The sequence below is a fragment of the Phenylobacterium sp. genome (assembly GCF_036501465.1).
Taxonomy (GTDB): Bacteria; Pseudomonadota; Alphaproteobacteria; order Caulobacterales; family Caulobacteraceae; genus Phenylobacterium.
Window position 1 is genome coordinate 1 of sequence record NZ_DASYAF010000036.1, and the last position, 22,732, is coordinate 22,732.

Annotated in this window: 26 protein-coding genes; 16 read left to right on the forward strand and 10 right to left on the reverse strand. The window is 71.0% G+C overall.

Features of this window, described 5'->3' with window-relative positions; translation table 11 throughout:
- A partial coding sequence (locus tag VGL85_RS03620) for a serine hydrolase domain-containing protein (protein ID WP_331586077.1) occupies positions 1-660 on the forward strand: 660 nt, incomplete at its 5' end.
- A 2-nt stretch (positions 661-662) separates the two neighbouring features.
- Positions 663-1,043, forward strand: a complete 381-nt coding sequence (locus VGL85_RS03625; protein ID WP_331586079.1) for a hypothetical protein — start codon at positions 663-665, stop codon at positions 1,041-1,043.
- Between the two features lie 159 nt (positions 1,044-1,202).
- Here VGL85_RS03625 and VGL85_RS03630 read toward each other — a convergent pair whose 3' ends face one another.
- The gene (locus VGL85_RS03630; protein ID WP_331586081.1) at positions 1,203-1,352 is read right to left on the reverse strand and encodes a hypothetical protein; all 150 of its coding nucleotides are present in this window, start codon (positions 1,350-1,352) and stop codon (positions 1,203-1,205) included.
- A gap of 114 nt (positions 1,353-1,466) precedes the next feature.
- Here VGL85_RS03630 and VGL85_RS03635 point away from each other — a divergent pair, with 114 nt between their 5' ends.
- Genes VGL85_RS03635 through VGL85_RS03645 form a run of 3 tightly spaced genes read left to right on the forward strand, consistent with a single transcriptional unit; the run spans position 1,467 to position 3,451 of the window.
- Positions 1,467-1,952, forward strand: coding sequence for a hypothetical protein (locus tag VGL85_RS03635; protein ID WP_331586083.1), 486 nt, complete (start codon positions 1,467-1,469; stop codon positions 1,950-1,952).
- Positions 1,953-1,967: 15 nt separating this feature from the next.
- Complete coding sequence (locus tag VGL85_RS03640) at positions 1,968-2,369, forward strand: VOC family protein (RefSeq protein ID WP_331586085.1); 402 nt, start codon at positions 1,968-1,970, stop codon at positions 2,367-2,369.
- Between the two features lie 38 nt (positions 2,370-2,407).
- The gene (locus tag VGL85_RS03645) at positions 2,408-3,451 is read left to right on the forward strand and encodes an ATP-dependent DNA ligase (RefSeq protein WP_331586087.1); all 1,044 of its coding nucleotides are present in this window, start codon (positions 2,408-2,410) and stop codon (positions 3,449-3,451) included.
- A gap of 2 nt (positions 3,452-3,453) precedes the next feature.
- Here VGL85_RS03645 and VGL85_RS03650 read toward each other — a convergent pair whose 3' ends face one another.
- Both VGL85_RS03650 and VGL85_RS03655 read right to left on the reverse strand, forming a co-directional pair.
- Positions 3,454-3,792, reverse strand: a complete 339-nt coding sequence (locus tag VGL85_RS03650) for a type II toxin-antitoxin system PemK/MazF family toxin (protein WP_331586090.1) — start codon at positions 3,790-3,792, stop codon at positions 3,454-3,456.
- On the reverse strand, positions 3,789-4,088 hold the full coding sequence (locus tag VGL85_RS03655) for a hypothetical protein (protein ID WP_331586092.1): 300 nt from the start codon (positions 4,086-4,088) through the stop codon (positions 3,789-3,791). The genes VGL85_RS03650 and VGL85_RS03655 overlap by 4 nt, the downstream gene beginning before the upstream one ends.
- 141 nt (positions 4,089-4,229) lie before the next feature.
- Here VGL85_RS03655 and VGL85_RS03660 point away from each other — a divergent pair, with 141 nt between their 5' ends.
- The 5 genes from VGL85_RS03660 to VGL85_RS03680 all read left to right on the forward strand — a co-directional run bounded on the left by VGL85_RS03660 (position 4,230) and on the right by VGL85_RS03680 (position 10,003).
- Entirely contained in the window at positions 4,230-5,834 is a 1,605-nt protein-coding gene (locus VGL85_RS03660) for a peptide chain release factor 3 (protein ID WP_331586094.1), read from the forward strand.
- Between the two features lie 6 nt (positions 5,835-5,840).
- Positions 5,841-6,746 (forward strand): class I SAM-dependent methyltransferase, encoded by a 906-nt coding sequence (locus VGL85_RS03665; protein WP_331586096.1) that lies wholly within the window; start codon positions 5,841-5,843, stop codon positions 6,744-6,746.
- Positions 6,743-7,489 (forward strand): pseudouridine synthase, encoded by a 747-nt coding sequence (locus VGL85_RS03670; RefSeq protein ID WP_331586098.1) that lies wholly within the window; start codon positions 6,743-6,745, stop codon positions 7,487-7,489. The genes VGL85_RS03665 and VGL85_RS03670 overlap by 4 nt, the downstream gene beginning before the upstream one ends.
- Positions 7,490-7,785: 296 nt before the next feature.
- Positions 7,786-9,186 carry a hypothetical protein gene (locus VGL85_RS03675; protein WP_331586100.1) on the forward strand — a complete coding sequence of 467 codons (1,401 nt, stop codon included), beginning with the start codon at positions 7,786-7,788 and terminating at the stop codon, positions 9,184-9,186.
- A gap of 124 nt (positions 9,187-9,310) precedes the next feature.
- Positions 9,311-10,003, forward strand: coding sequence for an energy transducer TonB (locus VGL85_RS03680; RefSeq protein ID WP_331586102.1), 693 nt, complete (start codon positions 9,311-9,313; stop codon positions 10,001-10,003).
- Here VGL85_RS03680 and VGL85_RS03685 read toward each other — a convergent pair.
- The 7 genes from VGL85_RS03685 to VGL85_RS03715 all read right to left on the reverse strand — a co-directional run bounded on the left by VGL85_RS03685 (position 10,000) and on the right by VGL85_RS03715 (position 17,059).
- Positions 10,000-10,767 carry an ABC transporter permease gene (locus VGL85_RS03685; protein WP_331586104.1) on the reverse strand — a complete coding sequence of 256 codons (768 nt, stop codon included), beginning with the start codon at positions 10,765-10,767 and terminating at the stop codon, positions 10,000-10,002. The genes VGL85_RS03680 and VGL85_RS03685 overlap by 4 nt on opposite strands.
- Entirely contained in the window at positions 10,764-11,501 is a 738-nt protein-coding gene (locus VGL85_RS03690; protein ID WP_331586106.1) for an ABC transporter ATP-binding protein, read from the reverse strand. The genes VGL85_RS03685 and VGL85_RS03690 overlap by 4 nt, the downstream gene beginning before the upstream one ends.
- 55 nt (positions 11,502-11,556) lie before the next feature.
- Entirely contained in the window at positions 11,557-12,564 is a 1,008-nt protein-coding gene (locus VGL85_RS03695) for an ABC transporter substrate-binding protein (protein ID WP_331586108.1), read from the reverse strand.
- A 517-nt stretch (positions 12,565-13,081) separates the two neighbouring features.
- Entirely contained in the window at positions 13,082-14,893 is a 1,812-nt protein-coding gene (locus VGL85_RS03700; RefSeq protein WP_331586110.1) for an ABC-F family ATP-binding cassette domain-containing protein, read from the reverse strand.
- Positions 14,894-14,951: 58 nt separating this feature from the next.
- Positions 14,952-15,707 (reverse strand): hypothetical protein, encoded by a 756-nt coding sequence (locus VGL85_RS03705; protein WP_331586112.1) that lies wholly within the window; start codon positions 15,705-15,707, stop codon positions 14,952-14,954.
- 67 nt (positions 15,708-15,774) lie between these two features.
- The gene (locus VGL85_RS03710; protein ID WP_331586114.1) at positions 15,775-16,113 is read right to left on the reverse strand and encodes a hypothetical protein; all 339 of its coding nucleotides are present in this window, start codon (positions 16,111-16,113) and stop codon (positions 15,775-15,777) included.
- 10 nt (positions 16,114-16,123) lie between these two features.
- A complete protein-coding gene (locus tag VGL85_RS03715) occupies positions 16,124-17,059 on the reverse strand; it encodes an MBL fold metallo-hydrolase (protein WP_331586116.1) in 936 nt (311 codons plus the stop codon).
- A 50-nt stretch (positions 17,060-17,109) separates the two neighbouring features.
- Here VGL85_RS03715 and VGL85_RS03720 point away from each other — a divergent pair, with 50 nt between their 5' ends.
- The 6 genes from VGL85_RS03720 (at position 17,110) to VGL85_RS03745 (ending at position 22,662) form a co-directional block, all read left to right on the forward strand.
- Positions 17,110-17,574: a YcgN family cysteine cluster protein gene (locus tag VGL85_RS03720; protein WP_331586118.1), complete on the forward strand. Its 465-nt coding sequence runs from the start codon at positions 17,110-17,112 to the stop codon at positions 17,572-17,574.
- 97 nt (positions 17,575-17,671) lie between these two features.
- On the forward strand, positions 17,672-18,634 hold the full coding sequence (locus VGL85_RS03725; protein ID WP_331586120.1) for a DnaJ C-terminal domain-containing protein: 963 nt from the start codon (positions 17,672-17,674) through the stop codon (positions 18,632-18,634).
- Positions 18,635-18,730: 96 nt separating this feature from the next.
- The gene (locus VGL85_RS03730) at positions 18,731-19,021 is read left to right on the forward strand and encodes a hypothetical protein (RefSeq protein ID WP_331586122.1); all 291 of its coding nucleotides are present in this window, start codon (positions 18,731-18,733) and stop codon (positions 19,019-19,021) included.
- A 13-nt stretch (positions 19,022-19,034) separates the two neighbouring features.
- A complete protein-coding gene (locus VGL85_RS03735; protein ID WP_331586124.1) occupies positions 19,035-19,733 on the forward strand; it encodes a response regulator transcription factor in 699 nt (232 codons plus the stop codon).
- 79 nt (positions 19,734-19,812) lie between these two features.
- Positions 19,813-21,159 (forward strand): ATP-binding protein, encoded by a 1,347-nt coding sequence (locus VGL85_RS03740; RefSeq protein WP_331586126.1) that lies wholly within the window; start codon positions 19,813-19,815, stop codon positions 21,157-21,159.
- A gap of 84 nt (positions 21,160-21,243) precedes the next feature.
- Positions 21,244-22,662, forward strand: coding sequence for a hypothetical protein (locus tag VGL85_RS03745; protein WP_331586128.1), 1,419 nt, complete (start codon positions 21,244-21,246; stop codon positions 22,660-22,662).
- The last annotated feature ends 70 nt before the right edge of the window (positions 22,663-22,732 follow it).

Genomic DNA, 22,732 nt, shown 5'->3' on the forward strand with positions numbered 1-22,732 from the left:
AAGCTGCCGCTGCGCACCGAGCCGGGCACGGCCTGGTACTACGGCCGCTCCATCGACATCCTGGGCGCGGTGGTCGAGGTCGCCGGCGGCAAGACGCTGGATGTGCTGGTCAAGGAGCGCGTCACCGGCCCGCTGGGCATGACCGACACCGGCTTCTGGCAGCCGGCCGCCAACAAGGCCCGCTTCGCCGAGCCGCTGACCGCGAGCAGCATGCCGGGCATCGGCAATCCCTATTACGACTACGCCAAGAAGCCGGTGCTGTTCTCCGGCGGCGGCGGCATCTCGTCCACCGCCGAGGACTATCTGCGCTTCGCGCTGATGCTGCAGGGGAACGGCGAGTACAGGGGCGTGCGCATCCTTAAAGCCGAGAGCGTGGCCAGGATGCGCGAGGACCAGACGACGCCGGCCATTCGCCAGGCCGGCCTGTTCTTCCCCGGCGCCGGCATGGGCTTCGGCCTGGGCGGCTCGGTGGTCATCGACGACAAGCTGGCCCGCCCGGGCGCCGGAACCTACAGCTGGTGGGGCATCGCCGGCACCGAGTTCTGGGTCGACCCGAAGAACGACCTCTTCATGGTGTTCATGATCCAGAACCGCGAGCGCGCTTCGGAATACCAGCGCAAGAACCGCGCCTGGATCTACGACGCCCTGGCCAAGCCCTGAGCATGCGCCCGCGGCTGGTCCTGACGGTGGGGATGGCGGCGGCGCTGGCCGCCACCATCGCCGTGGCCGCCCAGGCGCCGCAAGGCCAGCCGCCTCAGCCCCAGTCCCAGGGTCAGCCCCCGTCTCAGCCTCAGTCCCCGCCTCAGGCCGCCCAGCCGCCGCTGGACCCGGTGGCGATCCTGAACGGCGCCTGCACCATGTGCCACGGGGTCGACTTCATCGCCGAGCATCGCAAGGACCACGACGACTGGGACTTCACGGTCCATCGGATGATGGACAAGGGCGCCGACCTGCAGCCCGACGAGGCGACGGCCCTGATCGACTACCTGGCCAAGACCTATCCGAAGCCGGCGGCCCCGACACCGCCGCCACCCGCGCGATAGCCGCCGCCTGCGCGACGGGTCGAACCTTCACCTGCCGTCATGGCCGGGCTTGTCCCGGCCATCCATACGAACCGGTTTTGACAGGATGAGGCGGCTCCGCCGCACAGCCTTCCGGATCGGCGCCCATGGGTGGCCGGGACGAGCCCGGCCATGACGGTGCTAAGTCTTTGACTCGTCGTCGGACGCTGCCTGATCGGCCGGCGGCGCGGAACGGCCGCGAAGCAGGAACCGCAGGCCGGCGATCGCGAACGACGCCACCAGCACGCCCACCCAGGTCATCGGGTCGCTGAGGGAGATGTGGTCCAGCATGGGGCCAGGGTGGCCGCCGCGCCGCGCCCCGTCAAACCCCGTCATTCGGGCCTAGGCGAGGTTCGCCGAGTCCGGGTACGCATGGGTTGCGAATGATCCGCTTTGGGGGGCGGCATGGACATCCACAAACCCAAGCCCTGGCATGCTTTCGGAGCGCTCGCTATCACCCTGGCGCTCGCCGTCGCCCCGATCGCCGCCCGCGCCGACGAGCGCGCCAAGGACGTGGAGACCTTGATGGCCGACTACACCCGGCTGTGGAGCGCCAAGGACGCGCGCGCGATCTGGGACCACATCTACCGGCTGGATCCGGGCCAGGGCTTCAAGAGCGAGGCCGACCTCGCCGCCGAGTTCGTGCGGCTGAAGGCCCAGGGCTACGACCACTCCGACCTGCAGTCGGTCCATGCCTGCCTGTTCTCGCCCAAGGTGGCGCTGGCGGTGCTGCGGTTTTCGCGCCTGAAGGCCGACGGGACGCCGCTGCCGCCCAGGGACCGGGCCAGCGCCTATCTGCTGCGCCGCTTCGACGACGGCTGGCGGGTCACCGCGCTGTTGCCTTTCAATGTCTCAACCCGCCTAGACTGCGCCTCGACGACAGACCCCTAGGCGGAGGTTCCAGCCATGGTCGACAAGGTCACGCCGTTCCTGATGTTCCAGGGCGAGGCCGGGGCGGCGATCAAGCGCTACCGCGAGCTGTTCCCGGACGCCGAGCTGAAGCGGCTGGACCACTATGGCCCGGGCGAACCGGGGCCTGAGGGCCAGGTCAGCCGCGCGGTGCTGGCGATCGCCGGCCAGGCGCTGATGATCATCGACAGCCCGCCGGTCCACGCCTTCAGCTTCACGCCCTCGGTGTCGTTCTTCGTCGACTGCGCCGACGAGCTGGAGATCGAGCGGCTGTACGCGGGGCTGTCGGACGGCGGCAAGGTTCACATGGCGCTGGACAACTATGGCTTCTCCCTGCGCTTCGCCTGGGTGGACGACCGCTTCGGGGTCTCCTGGCAGTTGAACCTGCCGGCCAGCTAGGCGCGGAACGCGGCGGCGGCGCGGACATTCCGCTCAGCATGCCGAGCCTCGCCGACCTGCCGATCCGTCCGGGCTTCGCGCCCATGGAGGCCAGGCTGGCCGACGACCTGCCCGCCGAGCCCGGCTGGCGCTTCGAGCCTAAGTGGGACAGCTTCCGCTGCCTGGCTTTCCGGGCTGGCGGCGAGGTGGACCTGCGCGCCAAGTCCGGCAAGCCGCTGGGCCGCTACTTCCCCGACATGGTCGAGGCGCTGAAGGCCCTGCCGGTTTCGACCTTCGTGGTGGACGGCGAACTGACCATCGCGGTGGACGGCGAGCTTTCCTTCGCGGCCCTGCAGATGCGGCTGCACCCGGCCGCCAGCCGCGTCGCCAAGCTCGCGGCCGCCCAACCGGCCACCCTGGTGCTGTTCGACTGCCTGGTGGACGCCAGGGGCGGCTCCCTGGCCGAGGCCCCGCTGGTGAAGCGGCGCAAGGCGCTGGAGGCGCTCTATCGCCGCTTCAAGTCGCCCGAGCGCGTCCGCCTGTCGCCGGGGACCGACGACCTCGCTCAGGCGCGCGGGTGGCTGGCCCAGACCGGCGCGGCCCTGGACGGCGTGGTCGCCAAACGGCTGGACGGCGCCTACGAGTCCGGCGAGCGCGCCATGCTGAAGGTCAAACGCCTGCGCACCGCCGACTGCGTGGTGGGCGGCTTCCGCTACGAGCACGACAGCGACGAGGTGGGCTCCCTGCTGCTCGGCCTCTACGACGAGGGCGGACGGCTGGACCACGTGGGTTTCACCTCGACGATCACCGACGAGGAACGCCCGGCGCTGACCAGGCGATTGAGGAAGCTGGCGGGCGGGGCGGGCTTCACGGGCGACGCGCCCGGCGGGCCCAGCCGCTGGAGCACCGAACGGTCCGGCCAATGGACGCCGCTGAAGCCCAAGCTGGTGGTCGAGGTGCGCTACGACCAGGTGACCGGCGACCGCTTCCGCCACGGGACCCGGCTGCTGCGCTTCCGCCCCGACAAGGCGCCCACGCAATGCACGCTCGCCCAACTGCGCGCCGAGGCGGCGCCCGGACGGCTGATCGGAGAACTCGGCTGATCTCAGAAACCGGCGAAGCTACGCAAGGCAGCGGTAGCTGCGGTGACGTCAGCCGACGAGAGACGGCCAGCCCGGCGCAGCACTCGATCAGTTTCGATGGTCGCGATCTTGCTGGCTCGCACCAGGGACGCAGCCGGCAGGCCCGCCGTCGCGAGGTCGGAGACCTGGACATCTCCGGGCAAATGCTGACCGCGATCCGACGTGATCATCGCGACCCATATTCTAAGCAACGAATCCTCAAGCGCCGGCGCAGACACCACCAGCGCTGGACGCCGCTTCTCCGCCAGCCGGTCGCTGTAGGGGAATGGCACGACGACGATGTCGAAGGTCGCGAAACTCAAAGGTCTTTGTAGGCCGCGTCATCGGCGGCGCTGGCCCATTCGGTGAAGGTGGCGAAAGGATCGTCATCCTCGGCGACACCGGCCTGCGCCGTTTCCTCCTCAATCTCGATCTCGCGGGCGCTGATAAGGTTCGGTTGCCGGGTGATGTCGCCCAGCATGCGCAGGCTCACGCCGCCCCGCCGGATGCGCGCGATCACCGCGTCGAGATCACGTACGAAGAACTGGTTGGCGGCCTTGTTGTGCTGGGGATCGACGGCGCGGTCGGCCAGGATGTAATAGCCGTCCGCGTTGCGCATCGGCGTAAACACCTCGATGCGCCCATCCGGAAGCGTGCGACGGCGAACAAGTCTCGTCATGTGCGAACTCTTGCAATCAAACTCGCAAATAATCCTTATTTTTCCTTGCGTCAATGGGGCTTAGGTTGCTAAACGCCGCAAATGACGACCTCTCCCGCCGCGGAGGCCGCCCGGCGGCGGACCTTCGCGATCATCTCCCATCCCGACGCCGGCAAGACGACGCTGACCGAGAACCTGCTGCTGGCCGGGGGCGCCATCCGGGCGGCCGGCCAGGTGCGGGCGCGCGGCGAGAACCGGCGCACGCGGTCGGACTGGATGAAGATCGAGCGCGAGCGCGGCATTTCCGTCTCGGCCAGCGTCATGACGTTCGACCACGACGGGCTGATGTTCAACCTCTTGGACACCCCCGGCCACGAGGACTTCTCGGAAGACACCTACCGCACGCTCACCGCCGCCGACGCCGCGGTGATGGTTCTGGACGCGGCCAAGGGCATCGAGCCGCAGACGCTGAAGCTGTTCGAGGTCTGCCGCCTGCGCGACATCCCGATCGTCACCTTCATCAACAAGATGGACCGCGAGGCGCAGGACCCGTTCGAACTCCTGGACGAGATCGCCTCGAAGCTGGCGCTGGACCCCTCGCCGCTCTACTGGCCGGCCGGCTCAGGCGGGCGGTTCAAGGGCATGCTGGACCTGCGCGCCGACCAGTTCATCCCCTTCGCCAAGCGCACCGGCGGGGCCGGTGACGACGAGGGCCACCCCCCGCACCTCGCCTTCCGCGGCAACGCCATCGTCAGCTACCTCGATCCCGACGAGCAGGAGGAGCTTTCCGACAACGCCGAGCTGGCGCAGGGCGGGCTGAAGGCCTTCGACGTGCAGTCGTTCCTGGAAGGCCACATGACCCCGGTGTTCTTCGGCTCGGCGCTGCGCCACTTCGGCGTCGACGAGCTGCTGGCGGGCCTGGGCGCCTATGCGCCGGCGCCGAAGCCGGTGGCGGTGGTGAAGGGCGGGGAGCCAACCCACGTCGCCCCGGGCGACCGCGAGGTCTCGGGCTTCATCTTCAAGATCCAGGCGAACATGGACCCCAACCATCGCGACCGCATCGCCTTCCTGAAGCTCACCTCCGGCGCGTTCGAGCGGGGCATGAAGCTGAAGGTGCAGAACACCGGCCGCCAGCTCAGCGTGAACGCGCCGATCATGTTCTTCGCCTCCGACCGCGAGCTGGCCGAGCAGGCCTTCGCCGGCGACGTGATCGGCATCCCGAACCACGGCGTCTTAAGGGTCGGCGACAGCCTGTCGGAGAGCGGGACCCTGCGCTTCGCGGGCCTGCCCAACTTCGCCCCGGAAATCCTGCAGCGGGTCCGCGTGAAGGACCCCTTGAAGGCCAAGCACCTGAAGAAGGCGCTGGAGGGCTTGGCCGAGGAGGGCGTGACCCAGCTGTTCCGCCCGATGATCGGCGCCGACTTCATCGTGGGCGCGGTGGGCCAGTTGCAGTTCGAGGTGATGGCCGACCGCCTGGCCAACGAATACCAGCTCGAGGTGATCTTCGAGCCCAGTCCCTATGCCGAGGCGCGCTGGATCGCCGGCGACAAGGCCGACCTGGAGGACTTCCAGGCCAAGCACCGGCCGCAGATGGCCACCGACATCGACGACCAGCCGGTGTTCCTGGCCAAGACCGCCTGGGAGACCGGCTATGTGGCCGAGCGCTATCCGAAGGTCGCCTTCACGCGCTCCAAGGAACGGGCCTAGGCGCCCGTGGCGGACCTGCTCTATGGGACGCCCGCGCCAGGGCTGGTCGAGGTCCCGGCTGACGCCCTTCAGTGCTCGCCGCTGGTCCCGGGGTCGGCTGACCTCGCCGAGGTCGCGGACGGCTCGGCCGACAGCGCCACCGTGCTGGCGCCGCCGGGGACGTTGGAGCGCGACTATGTGCTGGCCCAGGCGCTTCGGGCGCTGAAGCCCGGCGGGACGCTCACCGCCTTCGCGCCCAAGGACAAGGGCGGCTCGCGGCTGAAGACGGCGCTGCAGGGCTTCGGGGCGAAGGTCGGCGAGGACGCGCGCAAGCATCATCGCTTCTGCTTCATGACCAAAGGCGACGGGCTGAGCAGCCTCGACGCCGCCATCGCCGCCGGCGCGCCGCGGATCGTATCCTCGATCGGCCTGTGGTCGCAGCCGGGCGTGTTCAGCTGGGACCGGGCCGATCCGGGCAGCTTGCGGCTCATCGAGGCCCTGCCGCCGCTCGCCGGGCGCGGCGCGGACCTGGGTTGCGGGATCGGCCTGCTGGCCCAGGCGGTCCTGCGGTCACCTGCCGTGACAGCCCTGTCCTGCGCCGACATCGACCGCCGTGCGGTGGAGTGCGCCCGCCACAACCTCGACGAGCCGCGGGCCAGTGTCGCCTGGGCGGACCTTCGCACGCCGCTGGAAGGGGTCGCCGACCTCGACTTCGTGGTGATGAACCCGCCGTTCCACGACGGCGGCGCCGAGGACCGGGCGCTGGGCCAGGCCTTCATCGCCACGGCGGCGACGATGCTGAGGAAGGGCGGGGCCTGCTGGCTGGTCGCCAACCGCCACCTGCCCTACGAGGCGCCGCTGGGGGCCGCCTTCAAGGCCGTGACGCTGCGGGCCGAGGGCGGCGGCTACAAGATCTATGAGGCGCGCAAGTGAAGGCGCCCCCGAAGGCTCCGCTCGCCCGCCTCGACCGCCTGCTGGCCAACCTGGGCTACGGCTCGCGCCGCGAGGTGGCCGACCTGGTGCGCAAGGGCCAGGTGGTCCTCGACGGCAAAGTCCTGAAGGACGCCGGCGCGCGCGCACCCGTCACACCGGACCTGCCGCAGCGCATGACCGTCGCCGGCCAGCCGCTCGACCCGCCCGCGCCGCTCTCCATCCTGATGCACAAGCCGCTAGGCGTGGTCTGCTCGCACCGCGAGGCGGGCCGGTCGGTCTACGAACTCCTGCCGCACCGCTGGCGCGCCCGCGAGCCCGGGCTTTCCACCATCGGCCGCCTCGACAAGGAGACCTCCGGCCTGCTGCTGATCACCGACGACGGGGACTTCCTGCACCGGGTGATCTCGCCGAAGAGCCATGTGGCGAAGGCCTATGTCGCCACGCTGGAGCGGCCGCTGACCGGCGGCGAGGGCGCGGTGTTCGCCGCCGGCGCCCTGCTGCTGGAGGGCGAGAGCGAGCCCCTGGCGCCCGCCACGCTGGAGCTGCTCGGCCCGCGGCAGGCGCGCCTGATCATCACCGAGGGCCGCTATCACCAGGTGCGCCGGATGTTCGCCGCCGTTGGCAATCACGTCAGCGCGCTTCACCGTGAGCGGATCGGCGGACTGGCCCTGCCCGCCGACCTGGCGCCCGGCGACTGGCGGATCCTGTCGCCGGAAGAGCAGGCGGCGCTCTTCAACGGTTAATCGTGTTTACGATTTCTCGGGGGAACCGGCGAGTCCCGAGCGGATTACTGTGTCCGTAAGACACTGTTAACCATAGTCGTGAAATTAACCACTTGTTTACGATCCCGGCTCCGGCTTTGCTCTTATCCGTCAGAAGACTGGGCTCGCGTCTCGTTCCGGGACGAAGGCCAGGAGCACGATGGGGTCAGGCGGGTCGCCTGACCGCTGAATTGTGCTCCAGAACTAAGGGTTTTGACCCTGATTCAGGCTTCGGTCGGTTCGACCCGAAGCCATCAGGGTCAAGCGGGAGCGCCGGTATGTTCGAGTTGGGGCGGGAGTTCATGCGGCTGTTCTCCGGCGAGCGGTTGCGGCCGCACACCGACGGCCTGACCGGCGGCGACGCCGCCCTCCTCGAGCTTCTCGATCTCAACCTGCTGCAGCAGGAAGCCAAGGCCGCCGACATCGCCGCCGGGCGTATCGGCGCCCAGGACCGGCCCCAGAAGCGGCTGGACTGCGCCATCGTCTGGCGCGAGGTCGCCCGTCGCTCGGGCGACGCGGTGGCGCTGCGCAAGGCCGCCTGCGCCGCCGAAACCGCCGCCGCCGCCCTCGATCCGCACCGCCGCCCCGACGCCTGGGCCCGGGCCCGCTGCGAGCAGGCCTTCGCGGGCTTGCTGGGCGCCGAGCTGTTCGGCGATCCCGGCCTGGACGCCGCGGCCGGCGCCACCTTCCGCGAAGCCCGCGCCGCCGCCCGCGGCGGGCTCACCGCCGCCCTGGCCGACCTGGGCCTGGCCCTGGTCGCCGCGCGCGAGGCCTACGCCACCGGCGACGCCGAGGCCGCCTGGGCCGCCGCCGCTCGCTTCAACGCCCCGGTCGCCGCGCTCGACGCGCTCATCCGCCGCTCGCCTTCGATCCGCCCGCTGGCCGCCGAGGCCCGGCTGATCCGCGCCGACGTGCTGTGCGGCTGGGGCGCGCGGCTGCGGGACATCACCCTGCTGAAGGCCGCCATCGACGACGCCAAGTCCGCCGCCGACCGCCTGGACATCGCCTATGAGCCGCTGACCTGGGCCCGCGCCGAGATTCTGCGCGGCCAGGGCCTGGCGCTGTGGGGCGAGGCCTCGGGGGATGTGGACGCCGTGGCCGCCGGCGCCACGACGCTGGCCGGCGCGCTCGACCACCTGACCCGCGACCACAGCCCGCTCGACTGGGCGCGCACCCAGATCGCGCTCGCCCAGGCCCTGCAGTGCCTGGGCGCGGCCAGCGCCGACGAACGCGCCTACGAACAGGCCGTCACCTGCTACGACCGCGCCAACCTGGTGCTGAAGGCGGCGCCGGCGACCCCGCTGCGCGGCCTGGCCGCCGGCGAGCGGGCCATGTGCCTGGCGCGCTCGGCCGAACTCACCGGCGACCTCGCCGTGCTCGACACCGCCGAGGCGGCGCTGAAGACCGAGCTCTGCGCCCTGCAGCCGCGCCGCGACCCGGTGGCCTGGGCCCTGGTCCAGCTGCACCTCGCCCGGCTCTATGAGGCCCGCGCCGACATCACCGGCAAGGACCGCGGCGAGCGGGCGGCGGCGGTGATGGCGCTGGACGCCGCCCTCGACGTCTTCGCCGACCACGGCCTGCGCTCGCTGAGCGTCATGGCCAGCGAGGCGCTGGAGCGCCTGCGCGCCGGGCCGACCCCCAGAGCACGATGGGGTCAGGCGGAAACGCCTGACCGCTGAATCGTGCTCTGAATCGGCAAAGATTCCTGATGGCCGCTTGGGCCATCAGGTGGGCACACCTCGGCCTGACGCTTTCCAAAATCCCGCCTCGCGTGCAGGATCGGCCCCGAATGGGAGACCAGCCATGCGCGTGACGACCTCGACCCTCGTCCTCGGCTTCGTCCTTGGCGGCGCCCTCGCGGGATCGGCCGCCTCCGTCACCTATGTGAAGGCCCAGCCGGCATGGGCCGAGGCGCCCACCGTGGCCGACGTCGCCGCCGCCTATCCGGCCCGCGCCAAGGCCGAAGGGGTCAAGGGCACGGCCGAGCTCACCTGCTCCATCGGCCATGACGACCGCCCGCGCGACTGCGCGGTGCTGCACGAGACCGGCAACTACGGCTTCGGCGCCGCCGCCAAGAAGCTGGCCGCCAAGCTGAAGGTCGAGCAGTCGGGCATGTACGGCCAGGACGTCTATATCCCCTTCAGCTTCGACCCCTCGATCCTCAGCGGCGCGGCCACCGTGACCCAGCCCAACTGGGCCCAGATGCCCGAGGTCGAGGACCTGAAGGCGACCTTCCCCCAGACCCAGAACGGCGTGAACCATGTGCGCGTGGTGCTGGGCTGCACGGTCGACGCCGACGGCGGCCTGGACGCCTGCAAGATCAACCAGGAAGACCCGGCCGGGCAGGGCTATGGCGCTGGCGCCCTGGCGCTGGCGCCGAAGTTCCGCATGCAGCCGTGGGGCGCGCAGGGCGAGCCGGTGGTCGGCGCCCACATCAACCTGCCGATCCGCTATGAGCTGACGCCGGTCGCGGCCGGGGCCAAGCCGCAGAGCTAGCGGCCGCGCCACCAGCGCAGGCTGGCGCGCTCCAATGCCTCCAGCACGGCGTGCAGCGCCGCGCCAAGCAGGCCCAGCACGATCAGGGCCGAGAACATCTTGGCGGTCTGCAGGCGATTGCCAGCGTTCAGGATCTGCCAGGCGAGCCCCTGGACCTTGCCCGAGCCGGAGACGAACTCCGCCACCACGGCGCCGACGATCGCCAGGCCCGCGGCGACTTTGTGGCCCTCCAGCAGGAAGGGAACGGCCGACGGCAGTCGCAGCTTGGTGAGCCGCTGCCAGCGGTTGGCGCTGTAGAGGTCGAAGAGCCGCGCCAGGTCGGGGTCCACCGCCTTCAGGCCGGTGACCGCGCCGGAATAGATGGGGAAAAAGGCGACGAGCGCCGCCAGGCCGACGACGGCGCGTTGCGGGTGGTCCGTGCCGGCCCAGATGTTGACCAGCGGCGCGATGGCCACCACCGGCGTCACCTGCAGCACCACGGCCAGCGGCTTCACCGCCCGTTCCAGGAGATCGCTGAGCGCCACCCCGAGAGCCAGGGCCTGGGCCAGCACGCTGGCGATCACCAGGGCCTCCAGGGCTTCGAGGAAGGTATAGCCGGTGGCGCGCAGCAAGGCGGGCCCGTCGGTGACCAGGCTCGCGGCGATGGCCGATGGCGGCGCGAGGAAATAGATCGGGATGGCGAAGGCCCGGCAAGCGGCCTCCCACGCCGCGAGGATGATCGCGGCCAGCACCAGGGGCGCCAGGATCTGCGCGAGCCGGCTCATCCCGCCATCCCTTTCGCCAGCAGGGCCGAGACCGCCTCCACCTGGGCGCGGAACGCCCCGGTGGTGCGGAAGCCCTCCGGTCGGGGCAGGGCGCCCGTGACCCCGACCTCGCCGGCGATGCGGCCGGGCCCCTTGCTCATCACCACCACGCGCGAGGCCATGTAGACGGCCTCCTCCACATTGTGGGTCACGAAGACGATGGCCGGCCGGGTCTCGGCCCACAGCGCCAGAACGTCGTCGGCGAGCGCGCGCCGCGTGATCTCGTCCAGGGCGGCGATGGGCTCGTCGAGCAGCAGCAGCTTGGGCTCGGTGACCAGGGCGCGGGCCAGCGCCACGCGCATGGCCATGCCGCCGGAAAGCTGGGCGGGCCGCGCGGCCTCGGCGCCCTTCAGCCCCACCCGGGCCAGCGCCGCGTCGGCCCGGCCGAGCGCCTCGCCGCGCGCGGTCCCGGCCAGCTCCAGCGGCAGGGCGGCGTTGCCCCGCGCCGTGCGCCAGGGCGCCAGCGTCGGGGCCTGGAAGACCACCGCCGTCTCGCCGCGCCCGGGCGTGCGCTCCACCGCGCCGCGGGTCGGCGCCTCCAGCCCGGCCAGCAGCCGCATCGCCGTGGACTTGCCGCAGCCCGACGGGCCCACCAGGGCCACGATCTCGCCCGCCGCCAGCGCCAGGGCGAACGGCCCCAGCGCCAGCCCGCGCGGATAGTCGACCTCGACGTCGCGGAGGGCGGCGATGCTCACCCTTGCTCCCCCCCTCTCCCGAAATCGGGAGCGGTTTTTGGAGCCCGAAGCCTTGTCATTTCGCGGCCGGGGCGCTCAGGAACTGCAGGGTGTAGCCCTTCTTGTAGTCCAGGGTCTTCGGATAGAGGCCCTGGCCTGAGGCCATGTCGAAGAAGGTCCGCCAGCGGGCGTCGGTCATCACGCCGATCCCGGCCGCCCTGGTCTCCGCCCCCTCGACGATGCCGTAGGACTTCATCTTGGCCCGCGCCTGGTCGAGGACGTCCTGGGTCATATCCGGATTGTCCTTCAGGATCAGGGCGTCGGCCGGCTTCGGGTCGCCGTTCAGATAGTCGCTCCACCCCTTGGCCGTGGCCTCGACGAAGGCCTTCACCGCCGCCGGATTCTTGGCGATCAGGGCGTCGGGCGCGAGGATCATGTTGGCGTAGCCGGGGTAACCCTCGTCGGCCAGCAGGAAGACCAGTGGCTTCTCGTGGGCCTGTTTCTCGATGGTGTAGGGCTCGCTGGTGACATAGCCCTGCTGGGCGGCGCGCTTGTCGGCCAGGAACGGGCCGTTGTTGGAGGTGTATTTGCGCACCTGGTCGTCGGTGAACCCGAACTTCGCCTTCAGCCACACCCAGATGCCGGTCACCGAGGCGTCGCCCAGCAGGATCGGATGGCCCTTCAGGTCGGCGAGCTTGCTGACGCCAGCGCCGGCGTGGGCCAGCAGCACCTGCGGGTCCTTCTGGAACTCGGCGGCCACCGCCTTCACCGGCACGCCCTCGCGGACCATGTTCAGGACGATGAAGGCGTTGGAGCCCACGCCCATGTCCACAGCGCCGGCGCCCAGCAGCTGCGGCACGTTCACGCCCGGGCCGCCCTGGACGATCTTCACGTCCAGGCCGCGCTTGGCGTATTCGCCCTCGGCCAGAGCCTCGTAGAAGCCGCCCTGTTCGGCCTCGGCCTTCCAGTCGGTGGCGAAGCGGATGGTGGTCTGGACGGGCTTGGCCGCCTCGTCCTTCTTGGCCGGCGAGCAGGCGGCGGTGAGCGCCAGCAGCGCGACGGCGAATGAATGCGATGCCTTCATGGCGACCCCCAGCTTGTGGGGGGCGAAACTAGGGCGATGCGCGATAGCTGGGAAGCTGGACCTGAACCCAAAGCCGCTCATCCCGGGATGAGCGGAGCGCATAGCAAGAGGGCGGCGCTCCGGTTTCCCGGGGCGTCGCCCTCTCATCCAGATCCGTTGGGGGATCTGTGCCCCCAGGTCGATTGCGCCTTCGGTTCACGGGCAAGCCCGCTGGTTTTCCGTCGCAGCCGGTGTCCCTGGAAGTCCGTTCCGGGTTGCCCCGGTCCTCGCTTGAAGGAACCTCCTGTTCGCTTGGCTTGGGGTCCGCCGTTTCCGGCCTCTCCGTCCGCCCGCGCCGCAGTCCCTGTCGGCAATTGAACGGTGCGCCCGATCCGAAAATCCGGCAAGCGCCCGATTCGCCGGAGGTGTGATTCAGCGGGTGATAGGCTGTGGATAGACGGTGGATAACCTGGGGTTTCTTCCGGATTCTCTAAGTCTTTTCAAAGCTTGGTTCTATCCACAGAATCCGTGGCCTGGGCTAGCGGCCGGCCTCGAGAGCCTCTCTCAGCGCCTCCAGGTCCAGCCATTCCGCCTCGGCGGCGCTGAGCTGTGTACGGACGGTTTCCAGCTCGTCCGAGAGGCGGCGGAAGGCGGCCGGGTCGCGGGCGTAGAGGCCGGGGTCGGCGAGCCCGGCTTCGAGCGCGCTGATACGGGCCGGCGCGCCCTCGATCAAGGCCTCCAGTTCGGAAAGCCGGCGCTGGTCCTTGTAGCTGAGCTTGCCGGCCTTTGCCGGGATCGGGGCGCGGGGCTCCACGCGTTGGGCCGGCGCTTTGGCGGCCGCGGGCGTCGCGATCCGCGGCGGGGCGAAGAAGCCGGGGTTCTGGCCCACGAAGTCCTGCCAGCCGCCCGGGGTCTCCACCGCCCGGCCGGTCCCGTCCAGGCCGATGGTCGAGGTGGCGAGGCGGTCGATGAAGTCGCGGTCGTGGCTGACCAGGATCAGCGTGCCCTCATAGTCGGCCAGCAGGTCCTCGAGCAGGTCGAGCGTGTCCATGTCGAGGTCGTTGGTGGGCTCGTCCAGCACCATGACGTTGGCCGGCCGGGCCAGCGCGCGGGCCAGCAGCAGGCGGTTGCGCTCTCCGCCCGACAGGCTCTTCACCGGCTGGCGCAGCTGGGCCTCGGTGAACAGGAAGTCCTTGGCGTAGGCGTTCACGTGCTTGGCCACGCCGCGCACCATCACCTGGTCGCCGCCCTTGGGCGTGAGCACGTCGCGCAGGGTGAACTCGGGGCTGAGCGCGCCGCGCGCCTGGTCGATGTAGTTGACCTGCAGGTTGGTCCCCAGGGTCACCTCGCCGGCGTCCGGCGCGATCTCGCCCAGCAGGATCTTGACCAGCGTGGTCTTGCCCGCCCCGTTCGGCCCGACCACGGCGACCCGGTCGCCGCGCAGGATGCGGGTGGAGAAGTTCTTCAGCAGCACGCGCTCGCCGAACGCCTTGGACAGTCCCTTGGCGTCGACCGCCCGCTTGCCCGACACGCCGGAGGAGGCGATGCCCATGTTGAGTTCGGCGCGGGTGTCCTTCAGCCGGTCGCGGCGCTCCTGGCGCAGGGATTCCAGTCGCCGGCGGCGACCCTCGTTGCGGGCGCGGCGCGCGGTGACGCCGCGCGCCATCCAGTGCTGCTCGCGCTCGATGAAGCGCTCCAGGCGCCGCGCCTCCTCGGCCTCGGCGGCGACGATCTTCTCTTCCCAGGCGTCGAAGGCGGAAAAGCCCTCGTCCAGGCGCTTCACCTGCCGGTACTCCAGCCAGAAGCAGCGCCGGGTCACCCGCTCCAGGAAGGCGCGGTCGTGGCTGACGATCAGGGCCGCGGCCTTCGACGCCGAAAGCTCCGCCTCCAGCGTCTCGATGGCCAGGATGTCCAGGTGGTTGGTGGGCTCGTCCAGCAGCAGGACATCGGCGTCCTCGGCGAAGGCCCGGGCGAGCGCGGCGCGCCGCACCTCGCCGCCGGAAAGCCCCTCAGTGGACTTGGCGGGATCCAGGCCGAAGTCGCTCAGCGCCGCCTCCGCCCGGTGCGCCTGCGCCCCGCCGGCGATGGCGTGGTCCAGCAGGGTCGCGCCCTCGATCCGCGGCTCCTGCGGCACGAAGGCGATCCGCGTGCCGACCGCGGCGTTGCGCTCGCCGTCGTCCGGCGCGATTTCGCCGGCCAGGATGCGCAGCAGGGTCGACTTGCCCGCCCCGTTGCGCCCGACCAGGCAGGCGCGCACCCGCGCATCCAGCGCCAGGTCGACGCCGTCGAACAGCATCAGCGGCCCGTCCGCCAGGCGGACGTCCTTCAGGGCGAGGATCGGTGCGCGCATCGGGGCCGGGACATATAGGCCCCGGCGGCAAGCGCAAGGTCCGGCGGTCCCGGAGGCTCTAGCGATCCAGTTGGCGGTCGATCAGGCGGTCGAGATCGAGGTGGCCGTCGTCGTTGTCCCGGTGGCTGTCCACCGGGCTGCGGAACTCGGCCACGACCAGCGGGCCGCTCACCGGGCCCTTGGCGACATAGCCGACGGTTCGGTAGCCCGAGGCGTAGCGATGGGTCCCGGCCAGCACATAGACCAGGGAGGCGTTGGAGCGTCCGATCTTGTCGGCGACCACCTCGGCGCCGTGCATGCCGGCATGCACCGAGGCGTGGTCGTGGCCGCCGCCGGCGGCGGCGTTGTCGTGATCGTGGCCGACGATATGGAAGATGCCGAACAGCCGCACATCGGACCGGTCGCCGTCCTTGTGAACGTGGACGAACGGCACATCGACGTCGGCGCTGTCGCCTGACTGGTCGGAATAGCTGACTGGCATGGCGTGCCGGTAGACCGGCGCCAGGGCGTGCAGCACAGCCCGGGTCGGCGCCAGCGCCTGCGACGGCGTCTGGCCGTTCAGGGGCATCAGCCGCAACCGCACGGTTTCCCCGCGCTGGCCGGCGTAGTCGCACCAGGCGCCGTCGGGGGATTGCGCGGTGCGGGTGAGATCGCTCGACTCGGCTGGGCAATCGAGCTTCGCCGGCGCGCGCAGCGGCGGGCCGTCGGGCTGGATGCCGGCGCGGACGATCGTCGCGGCGGAGGTGAACGCGGCGACCGCGGTGACCAGGAAGATGGCGTTGCGCATGCCCGGGCGCTCTCGGCTGGTTTTCATCCGCCAAGCCTCAAGCCTGGCCGGGGCGAAGTCCAGTGAACTCGCGGTAAGGCGCGCGCGGGGCGGCTTAGGGAGCCTCGCTCTTCGGCGGGCTGTTCCCGCCATTGAAGCGGCCGAAGTGCTGCGCCAGGGCGAAGGCCAGCAGGAAGCCGCCCGCGAAGGCGCAGGCGAAATGTTCCGGCGAGCGGATGTCGAAGGCGCCCACCTGCGCCAGCAGCAGCCAGGCCGCCGCCAGGTTCGCCGCGCCCCAGATGGCGTTGGTGCGCGCCGTCGAAAGGCCTTGGCCGGGCGGCTTGGCGAACGGCGACTGCATGGGCCTGCCCTGCAGGCCCGCCACCAGGTGCGGCACGGCGTTGATCGCAAAGGCGCCGCCGAAGAAGTAGGCGATGTCGTAGAGCGGGGTCATCCGGGGTCTCCTAGTTCGCCTCGGCGTAGGCGGCGCGGATGGCGCCGGCCATTCGGCCGGTGTCGGGATAGCGGTCTTTCAGCTCGGCGCTGACCGCCGCCACGGTCTCTTCCTGGCTCTTGCCGGCGGCCTTCAGCGCCCGGGCGCGGTCGCGGATGGCGGTGAGATAGGTCCGGTAGCCGCCGATGAACGCCGGCCCGCCCACCGGGCCATGGCTCGGCACGACGATGGCGGGCTTCAGCGCCTCCAGCGTGTCCAGCGCCCCCAGCCAGTGCGCCAGGCTGGAATGCGGGCTGGCGAAGGCCGGCTGGCCCTTCATCGCCACGTCGCCGGCGAACAGCACCTTGTCGGCGGGAACCCAGGCCACGGTGTCGCCCGCCGTATGGTTCGGCCCCACCGCGATGAGCCGCACCGAAACCCCGCCCAGGTCCAGGTCGTAGGCCTTGTCGAAGACGATGTCGGCCTTGCGGAAGGTCGCGCCCTTCAAGAGCTCGGCGTTCAGCGGCGACATCTGCGAGAAGCGCTGGGCCATGGAAAGCCCGGTCTCGGCGATCTCCGCCACCTCGGCCTGGGACCGGATCATCTTGGTTTCAGGCGGAAACGCGCCGGCGCCCAGGTCGTGTTCGGGATGCACATGGGTGCTCATCAGATAGAGCGCGCGGCCCGGCGCCGCCTTCCGCGCCTCGGCCAGCGCCACCGCCCCGTTACGCTCGCCAAGCCCGGTGTCGACCACCAGGGCCGCCCTCGACCCCACGATGATGCCGATGTTGGGCACCAGCGGCGTCGAGCGGTCGGGGATCACCCAGACGTGCGGGCTCACTTTCACCGTGGTGTTCGGCAAGACCAGCGGCTCGAACTTCGCCCCCGGCGGCGGCTGGGCGGCCGCGCCCGCGGCCAGCAGCCCCAACGCCAGCACGCCCCCGATCCACGCCGCGACCTTGGCCATTTTCCCAGCTCCGCTCGACCCCGCCTTCCAGGGAGCCTAGAGCATCGCGCATGGCCGGCGAACCCTTCTGGCGGCGCAAGCGCCTGACCGAGATGACCGTGGCGGAGTGGGAAAGCCTCTGCGACGGCTGCGGCCTCTGCTGCCTGGTGCGCTTCGAGGAGGAGGAGACCGGCGAGGTCACCCCCACCCGCGTCCATTGCAAGCTGTTCGACGCGGCCGCCTGCGTCTGCACCGACTACGCCAACCGCCAGCGCTATGTGCCCGATTGCGTGAAGTTGACGCCCGGCAACATCGAGAAATTGGCCTGGATGCCGAAGTCCTGCGCCTATCGCCGCCTGCACGAGGGCCGCGACCTGGCCGCCTGGCACCCGCTGGTCAGCGGCGACCCGGAAAGCGTCCACCGCGCCGGCGTCTCGGTGCGCGGCCAGACGATCAGCGAGAACGCCCTGGCCGAACCGGAGGACGCCCTGGACTTCGCCGCGCCGGACCTGATCGCAGAGCGGGGGCGGGGCTAGGGCTGTGGTATTTCTGCCACAAGAACTCTTGCGCCTGGACCCGAAGCGAACAATCTACGCTTAGAGAGACACCACCACTCCAAAGGGCATTTCGAAGTTGGCGAGCGACCCGTATCAGGTCCTGGGCGTCCCGCGTTCGGCGAACGCGGACGAGATCCGCAAGGCGTTCCGCAAGCTCGCCAAGGCCAACCACCCCGACACCAACCCGAACAACAAGGCCGCCGAGGAGCGCTTCAAGCAGGTGTCCGGCGCCTTCGACATCCTGGGCGACGCGGAAAAGAAGAAGAAGTTCGACGCCGGCGCCATCGACGCCGACGGGCGCGAGACCTTCGGCGGGTTCGCGGGCGGCTTCGGCGGGCGCGGGCAGGCCGGCCCCTGGGGCCCGGCGCCGGGCGGCGGCCAGTACGGCGGCCACGGCCAGAGCTTCGAGGGCGTCGACCTGGGCGACATCCTTGGCGAGATGTTCGGCGGCGGCCGGGGCGGGCGCGGCGGCGGCCACGGCGGCGGTCAGGGCGGCGGTTTCGGCGGCTTCTCCCAGCGCGGCTCCGACGTGCGCGCGCCGCTGGCCATCGACCTCGAGGAGGCGATCAAGGGCGGCAAGAAGCGCGTGGCCTTTTCCGACGGGCGCACCATCGACATCACCATCCCCAAGGGCGCGCAGGACGGCCAGACGCTGCGGCTGAAAGGCCAGGGCTCGCCCGGCCGCGCCGGGCCCGGCGACGCCTTCATCGAGCTCTCCATCGCCCCGCACCCGATCTACCGGCGCGAGGGCGAGGCCCTGGTGATGGACGTGCCGGTGACGGTCTACGACGCGGTGCTGGGCGGCAAGACCGAGGCGCCGACCCCTGACGGCCCGGTGACGCTCACCATCCCCAAGGGCGCCAACACCGGCACCCGCCTGCGCCTGAAAGGCCGCGGCCTCACCGATGCGCGCGGCCATCGCGGCGACCTGTTCGCGCGCCTGGTGGTGGCCCTGCCGGACACCCCCGACCCGCAGCTCGAGGCCCTGGCGGAAAGCTGGAGGAAGGAGCGGCCCTACGCCGCGAAACGGCGCGGTTGATCGGAGCGCTGAACCGCGGCGTGACAGCGCGCCCGCACCGCCCCATAAGCTCTGCGTTCAGGCTGGGTTCAGTCCCGGGTTTCTAGGGTAGGTCCCATGACGCGCCAGCATCCCTTCGCCGCTCTCGCCCTGGGTCTCGTCCTGGGGGTCGCGCCCCTGGCCGGCCTCGCCCTTCCGGCCCACGCCGACGGGGCGCACCAGCCGCGCCGCGCGCCGCTTCCGCGCGTTCTGAAGATGCTGGCCGAGCGTTACAAAGGCAGACAGCTCAACACGACCATGGGGGAAGCCGGCGGGCGCGCCGTCTATCTCGTGCAGTGGCAGCTCCCCGACGGTCGGATCAAGGTGTTCACCGTGGACGCCCAGACCGGCCAGGTGGTGGGTTCTTAGGAGGGACCTCCCGATGCGTATCCTGCTGGTCGAAGACGACCCGGACCTCAGCCGTCAGCTCAAGCTGGCGCTGGCCGACGCCGGCTATGCGGTCGACCACGCCCCGGACGGCGAGGAAGCCCAGTTCCTGGGCGAGACCGAGCCCTATGACGCCATCATCCTGGACCTCGGCCTGCCCAAGGTGGACGGGGTCTCGGTGCTGGAGCGCTGGCGGCGCGAGAACATGGCCACGCCCGTGCTGATCCTCACCGCCCGCGGCGCCTGGAGCGAGAAGGTGGCGGGCTTCGACGCCGGGGCCGACGACTACCTGACCAAGCCCTTCCACACCGAAGAGCTCCTGGCCCGCCTGCGCGCCCTGCTGCGCCGCTCGGCCGGCCACGCCGCGCCCAACCTGTCCTGCGGCGGCCTGCGGCTGGATCCCCGGGCGGCGCGGGCCAGCGTCAACGGCGAGCCCCTGCGGCTGACCTCGCTGGAGTACCGCCTGCTGCACTACATGATGATGCATCAGGGCCGGGTGATCAGCCGCACCGAGCTGGTCGAGCACCTCTACGACCAGGACTTCGACCGCGACTCCAACACCATCGAGGTGTTCATCGGCCGGGTGCGCAAGAAGATCGGCTCCGACCGCATCGAGACCGCCCGGGGCCTCGGCTATCGCCTGACCTGTCCGGACGAGGAGCGGGACGGCGAGGGCGCGGCCAAGGCCTCCTGACGGGCCGGCGGGGGTGAGGGCGCCCAGGTTTTTTCGGGAGGGCCTGCGATCGCGCAATCCGTCGCTTTCGCGGCGGCTGGTGCTGCTGGCGCTCAGCTGGAGCCTGGCGACCCTGATCATCACCGCCATGGGCCTGGGCTTCCTGTTCGAACGCACCGCGGTGCGCCAGGTCGACGGGACCCTGGCCGACCTGATCAAGAACCTCGTCACCTATTCCACGGTCGACGAGGGCGGCGTCTTCGCCTCGCCGCTCACCGACGAGAAGGCGACCCTGGTCTACTCCGGCCGCTACTGGGAGCTGGCCGAGCCGACCGCCGACGGGCGCATCGTTCCGGTCAACGACCAGCGCTCGCACTCCCTGTTCGATTCGGTGCTGCAGGTCCCGCCGGGCCTGGAGGCGCAGCTGAAGGCTCGCCCCGGCCGTCAGGTCGCCTTCACCTCGGTGGGGCCGCAGGACGAGCCGCTGCGCGGCCGTGCCCAGCAGATCATCTATCCGGGCCGCAAGACACCGGTGATCTTCCTAGCCGCCGAAGACCTCAGCGCCGTCAACCGCGACGTGCGCACCTTCGTGGTGGCGACTTCGGGCCTGTTCGCCCTGCTGGCGGCCGGGCTGGTGGTGGCGATCGTCGCCCAGGTGCGCCTGGGCCTTCGCCCGCTCTACGACCTGCGCAACGAGGTGGCGGCCGTGCGGCGCGGCAAGGCCCAGCGGCTGGCCGAGACCTACCCCAGCGAGCTGAAGCCCCTGGCCCAGGAACTGAACGCCCTGGTGGCGCACAACCAGCAGGTCGTGGAGCGCCAGCGCACCCACGTCGGCAACCTGGCGCATGCGCTGAAGACCCCGATCTCGGTGATGGCCGCCGAGGCCGAGCAACGCCCCGGGCCGCTGGCCGAGGTTGTCACCCGCCAAGCCGACGCCATGCAGAAGCAGGTCGACCACCACCTGCGCCGGGCCCGCGCCGCCGCGCGCACCTCCGGCCAGGGCGAGCGCACCTCGGTGGCCGAGGTGCTGGACGAGCTGTTGCGGACCCTGGGTCGCATTTTCCGCGACAAGGGCGTGGCGATCGACTGGGACGCCGACGAAGAGCTGTTCTTCCTGGGTGAGCGGCAGGACCTGATGGAGATCGCCGGCAACGCCATCGAGAACGCCTGCAAGTTCGGCAAAAGCCGGGTGCGGGTGCGCGCCGCCGAGACCGGCCCGGAGCGCTTCGGCCTGACGGTCGAGGACGATGGCCCCGGCCTGCCGTCCGACCGCCGCGAGGAGGTGCTGAAGCGCGGCGCGCGGCTGGACGAGAGCGCGCCTGGATCGGGCCTCGGCCTGTCCATCGTCGATGAGCTGGCGCGGGCCTACGGCGGATCGTTGAGCCTGGGCGATTCCACCCTCGGCGGCCTGCGGCTGGAGGCCGATCTGCCGCGCGCCGAAGCCTGAAATTCCTCAACCTTCGCACAACCTTAACTCGTGCGGGCGCACCCTTCCTGACTGGCGGAACGGTGTTCCGCGGCGGAGTGTCGCATGGTCGCCCTGTCCGACCGAAAGATTGAGATCGTCCGGACCCTGGTGCAGTCGGCTCCGGACAAGATCGTTGGCGGTCTGCGTGCGGCTCTGCAGGAGGCGACCGGCGACACCGTGCTGGCCAGCGTGCGCCAGCTGGTCGAGGCCGAGGCCCAGGACCGCGCCCTGCGAAACGCCATCTTCGCGCCCATCGCGCCGCTCTGCGTCGGCGACGGCAAGTCCGCGGCGGGCGTCACCTTCCCGGCCCAGGCCCTGGCGCTCATCTGGCGCGGCGTGAAAGCCTCCGCTCCAGCCCAGATCCAGGCCGCCGTCCGCGCCCAGGCCGCGGCCGCCGCCGCCGAGGCCGCCGAACAGGGCCACCGCCCCGCCGATCCCGGCGCCGCCTACAACGCCGTGGTCGCCACCGCGCGCGCGGCCCTGGACGACAGCGAGCAGCGCGAGTTCCGCGCCGCCGCCGAACTGTGCGACGCCGCGCGCCCCGGGGGCGCCGCCGCCTTCGCGGCCGGCCTCGACATCGCCCCCATCGTTCGCCGCGCCATTCCACGGCTGCACGACTGGACCACCCATTCCGGCGGCGAGGTCGGGGCCGCCGCGCGCCTGGCCTACAAGGACTCGGTGGCCATCTCGCCCGACGCCGGCCCGCTGTTCTTCGAGATGCTGGCCGGCCAGCTCGACCCGCCCTGGCTGGTGCTGCGGATCATCTCGGCGGTCATGGACAAGCCCAACGAGCGCTATCTGGCGGACTCCGAACTCAGCGGCTTCCCCGAGCGCGTGCTGGACGCCATCGACGGCTCGCTGAAGGCGATCGGCAGGATGGACCTGGACGGCGGCCCCGAGACCGGCCGCGCCACCGGCCGGTTGGCCGAGCTGGTCACCCAGCAGACCTTCGAGGTCGAGACCTGGATCGAGCTGTCGCGCGACCACGGCTGGGGTAAGCGCCTGCACGAGCAGAAGCTGTCCCTGGCCAGCTTGGTCGAGGGCCGGCTGAAGGAAGCCGAGAAGCTGGTCGCCGCGGCCCTGCCGATGGAATCCAGCGGCTTCGGCCGCCGACGCAGTTCGGGCCCGAAGCTGGACGCGGCGCCCAGCCCCCGCGACGTGGGCCGCGCGCTCACCGCCCTGCACTTCGCCCACGAGGTGCGGCTCTGCGCCAACTACGGCGGCTTCTCCGCCGCCCACGCCAAGATCACCGAGAAGCTGGCCGCCGCCATCGAGGGCTATGTGGAAGAGGTGCTCGACCACGCCCGCACCGGCGACGTGCCCGACCTCATGCTGGCGCGCGACCATCTGTACGTGGCCGCCGACCTGATCGGCCTGGTGCGCGACGAAAAGGCCACCGAACTGGTGCGCCGCCGCGCGGCCAGCACCTGCGCCAGCCAGGAGCCGCCGCACCCCGGCGAGGCGGTGGTGCTCGACGCCTGATCCGGCGATCACGCGCGAGCCGGCCCCCCGGCTCCATGACGCACTCGCGCAGCGGTACGCTTTCCGCTAG

Excerpts from the sequence above, each read along its gene's own strand:
- VGL85_RS03625 (WP_331586079.1), top strand. The coding sequence starts at position 663 with ATGCGCCCGCGGCTGGTCCTGACGGTGGGGATGGCGGCGGCGCTGGCC.
- VGL85_RS03630 (WP_331586081.1), bottom strand. The coding sequence starts at position 1,352 with ATGCTGGACCACATCTCCCTCAGCGACCCGATGACCTGGGTGGGCGTG.
- VGL85_RS03635 (WP_331586083.1), top strand. The coding sequence starts at position 1,467 with ATGGACATCCACAAACCCAAGCCCTGGCATGCTTTCGGAGCGCTCGCT.
- VGL85_RS03640 (WP_331586085.1), top strand. The coding sequence starts at position 1,968 with ATGGTCGACAAGGTCACGCCGTTCCTGATGTTCCAGGGCGAGGCCGGG.
- VGL85_RS03645 (WP_331586087.1), top strand. The coding sequence starts at position 2,408 with ATGCCGAGCCTCGCCGACCTGCCGATCCGTCCGGGCTTCGCGCCCATG.
- VGL85_RS03655 (WP_331586092.1), bottom strand. The coding sequence starts at position 4,088 with ATGCGCAACGCGGACGGCTATTACATCCTGGCCGACCGCGCCGTCGAT.
- VGL85_RS03660 (WP_331586094.1), top strand. The coding sequence starts at position 4,230 with ATGACGACCTCTCCCGCCGCGGAGGCCGCCCGGCGGCGGACCTTCGCG.
- VGL85_RS03675 (WP_331586100.1), top strand. The coding sequence starts at position 7,786 with ATGTTCGAGTTGGGGCGGGAGTTCATGCGGCTGTTCTCCGGCGAGCGG.
- VGL85_RS03680 (WP_331586102.1), top strand. The coding sequence starts at position 9,311 with ATGCGCGTGACGACCTCGACCCTCGTCCTCGGCTTCGTCCTTGGCGGC.
- VGL85_RS03685 (WP_331586104.1), bottom strand. The coding sequence starts at position 10,767 with ATGAGCCGGCTCGCGCAGATCCTGGCGCCCCTGGTGCTGGCCGCGATC.
- VGL85_RS03695 (WP_331586108.1), bottom strand. The coding sequence starts at position 12,564 with ATGAAGGCATCGCATTCATTCGCCGTCGCGCTGCTGGCGCTCACCGCC.
- VGL85_RS03700 (WP_331586110.1), bottom strand. The coding sequence starts at position 14,893 with ATGCGCGCACCGATCCTCGCCCTGAAGGACGTCCGCCTGGCGGACGGG.
- VGL85_RS03705 (WP_331586112.1), bottom strand. The coding sequence starts at position 15,707 with ATGAAAACCAGCCGAGAGCGCCCGGGCATGCGCAACGCCATCTTCCTG.
- VGL85_RS03710 (WP_331586114.1), bottom strand. The coding sequence starts at position 16,113 with ATGACCCCGCTCTACGACATCGCCTACTTCTTCGGCGGCGCCTTTGCG.
- VGL85_RS03715 (WP_331586116.1), bottom strand. The coding sequence starts at position 17,059 with ATGGCCAAGGTCGCGGCGTGGATCGGGGGCGTGCTGGCGTTGGGGCTG.
- VGL85_RS03720 (WP_331586118.1), top strand. The coding sequence starts at position 17,110 with ATGGCCGGCGAACCCTTCTGGCGGCGCAAGCGCCTGACCGAGATGACC.
- VGL85_RS03730 (WP_331586122.1), top strand. The coding sequence starts at position 18,731 with ATGACGCGCCAGCATCCCTTCGCCGCTCTCGCCCTGGGTCTCGTCCTG.
- VGL85_RS03735 (WP_331586124.1), top strand. The coding sequence starts at position 19,035 with ATGCGTATCCTGCTGGTCGAAGACGACCCGGACCTCAGCCGTCAGCTC.
- VGL85_RS03745 (WP_331586128.1), top strand. The coding sequence starts at position 21,244 with ATGGTCGCCCTGTCCGACCGAAAGATTGAGATCGTCCGGACCCTGGTG.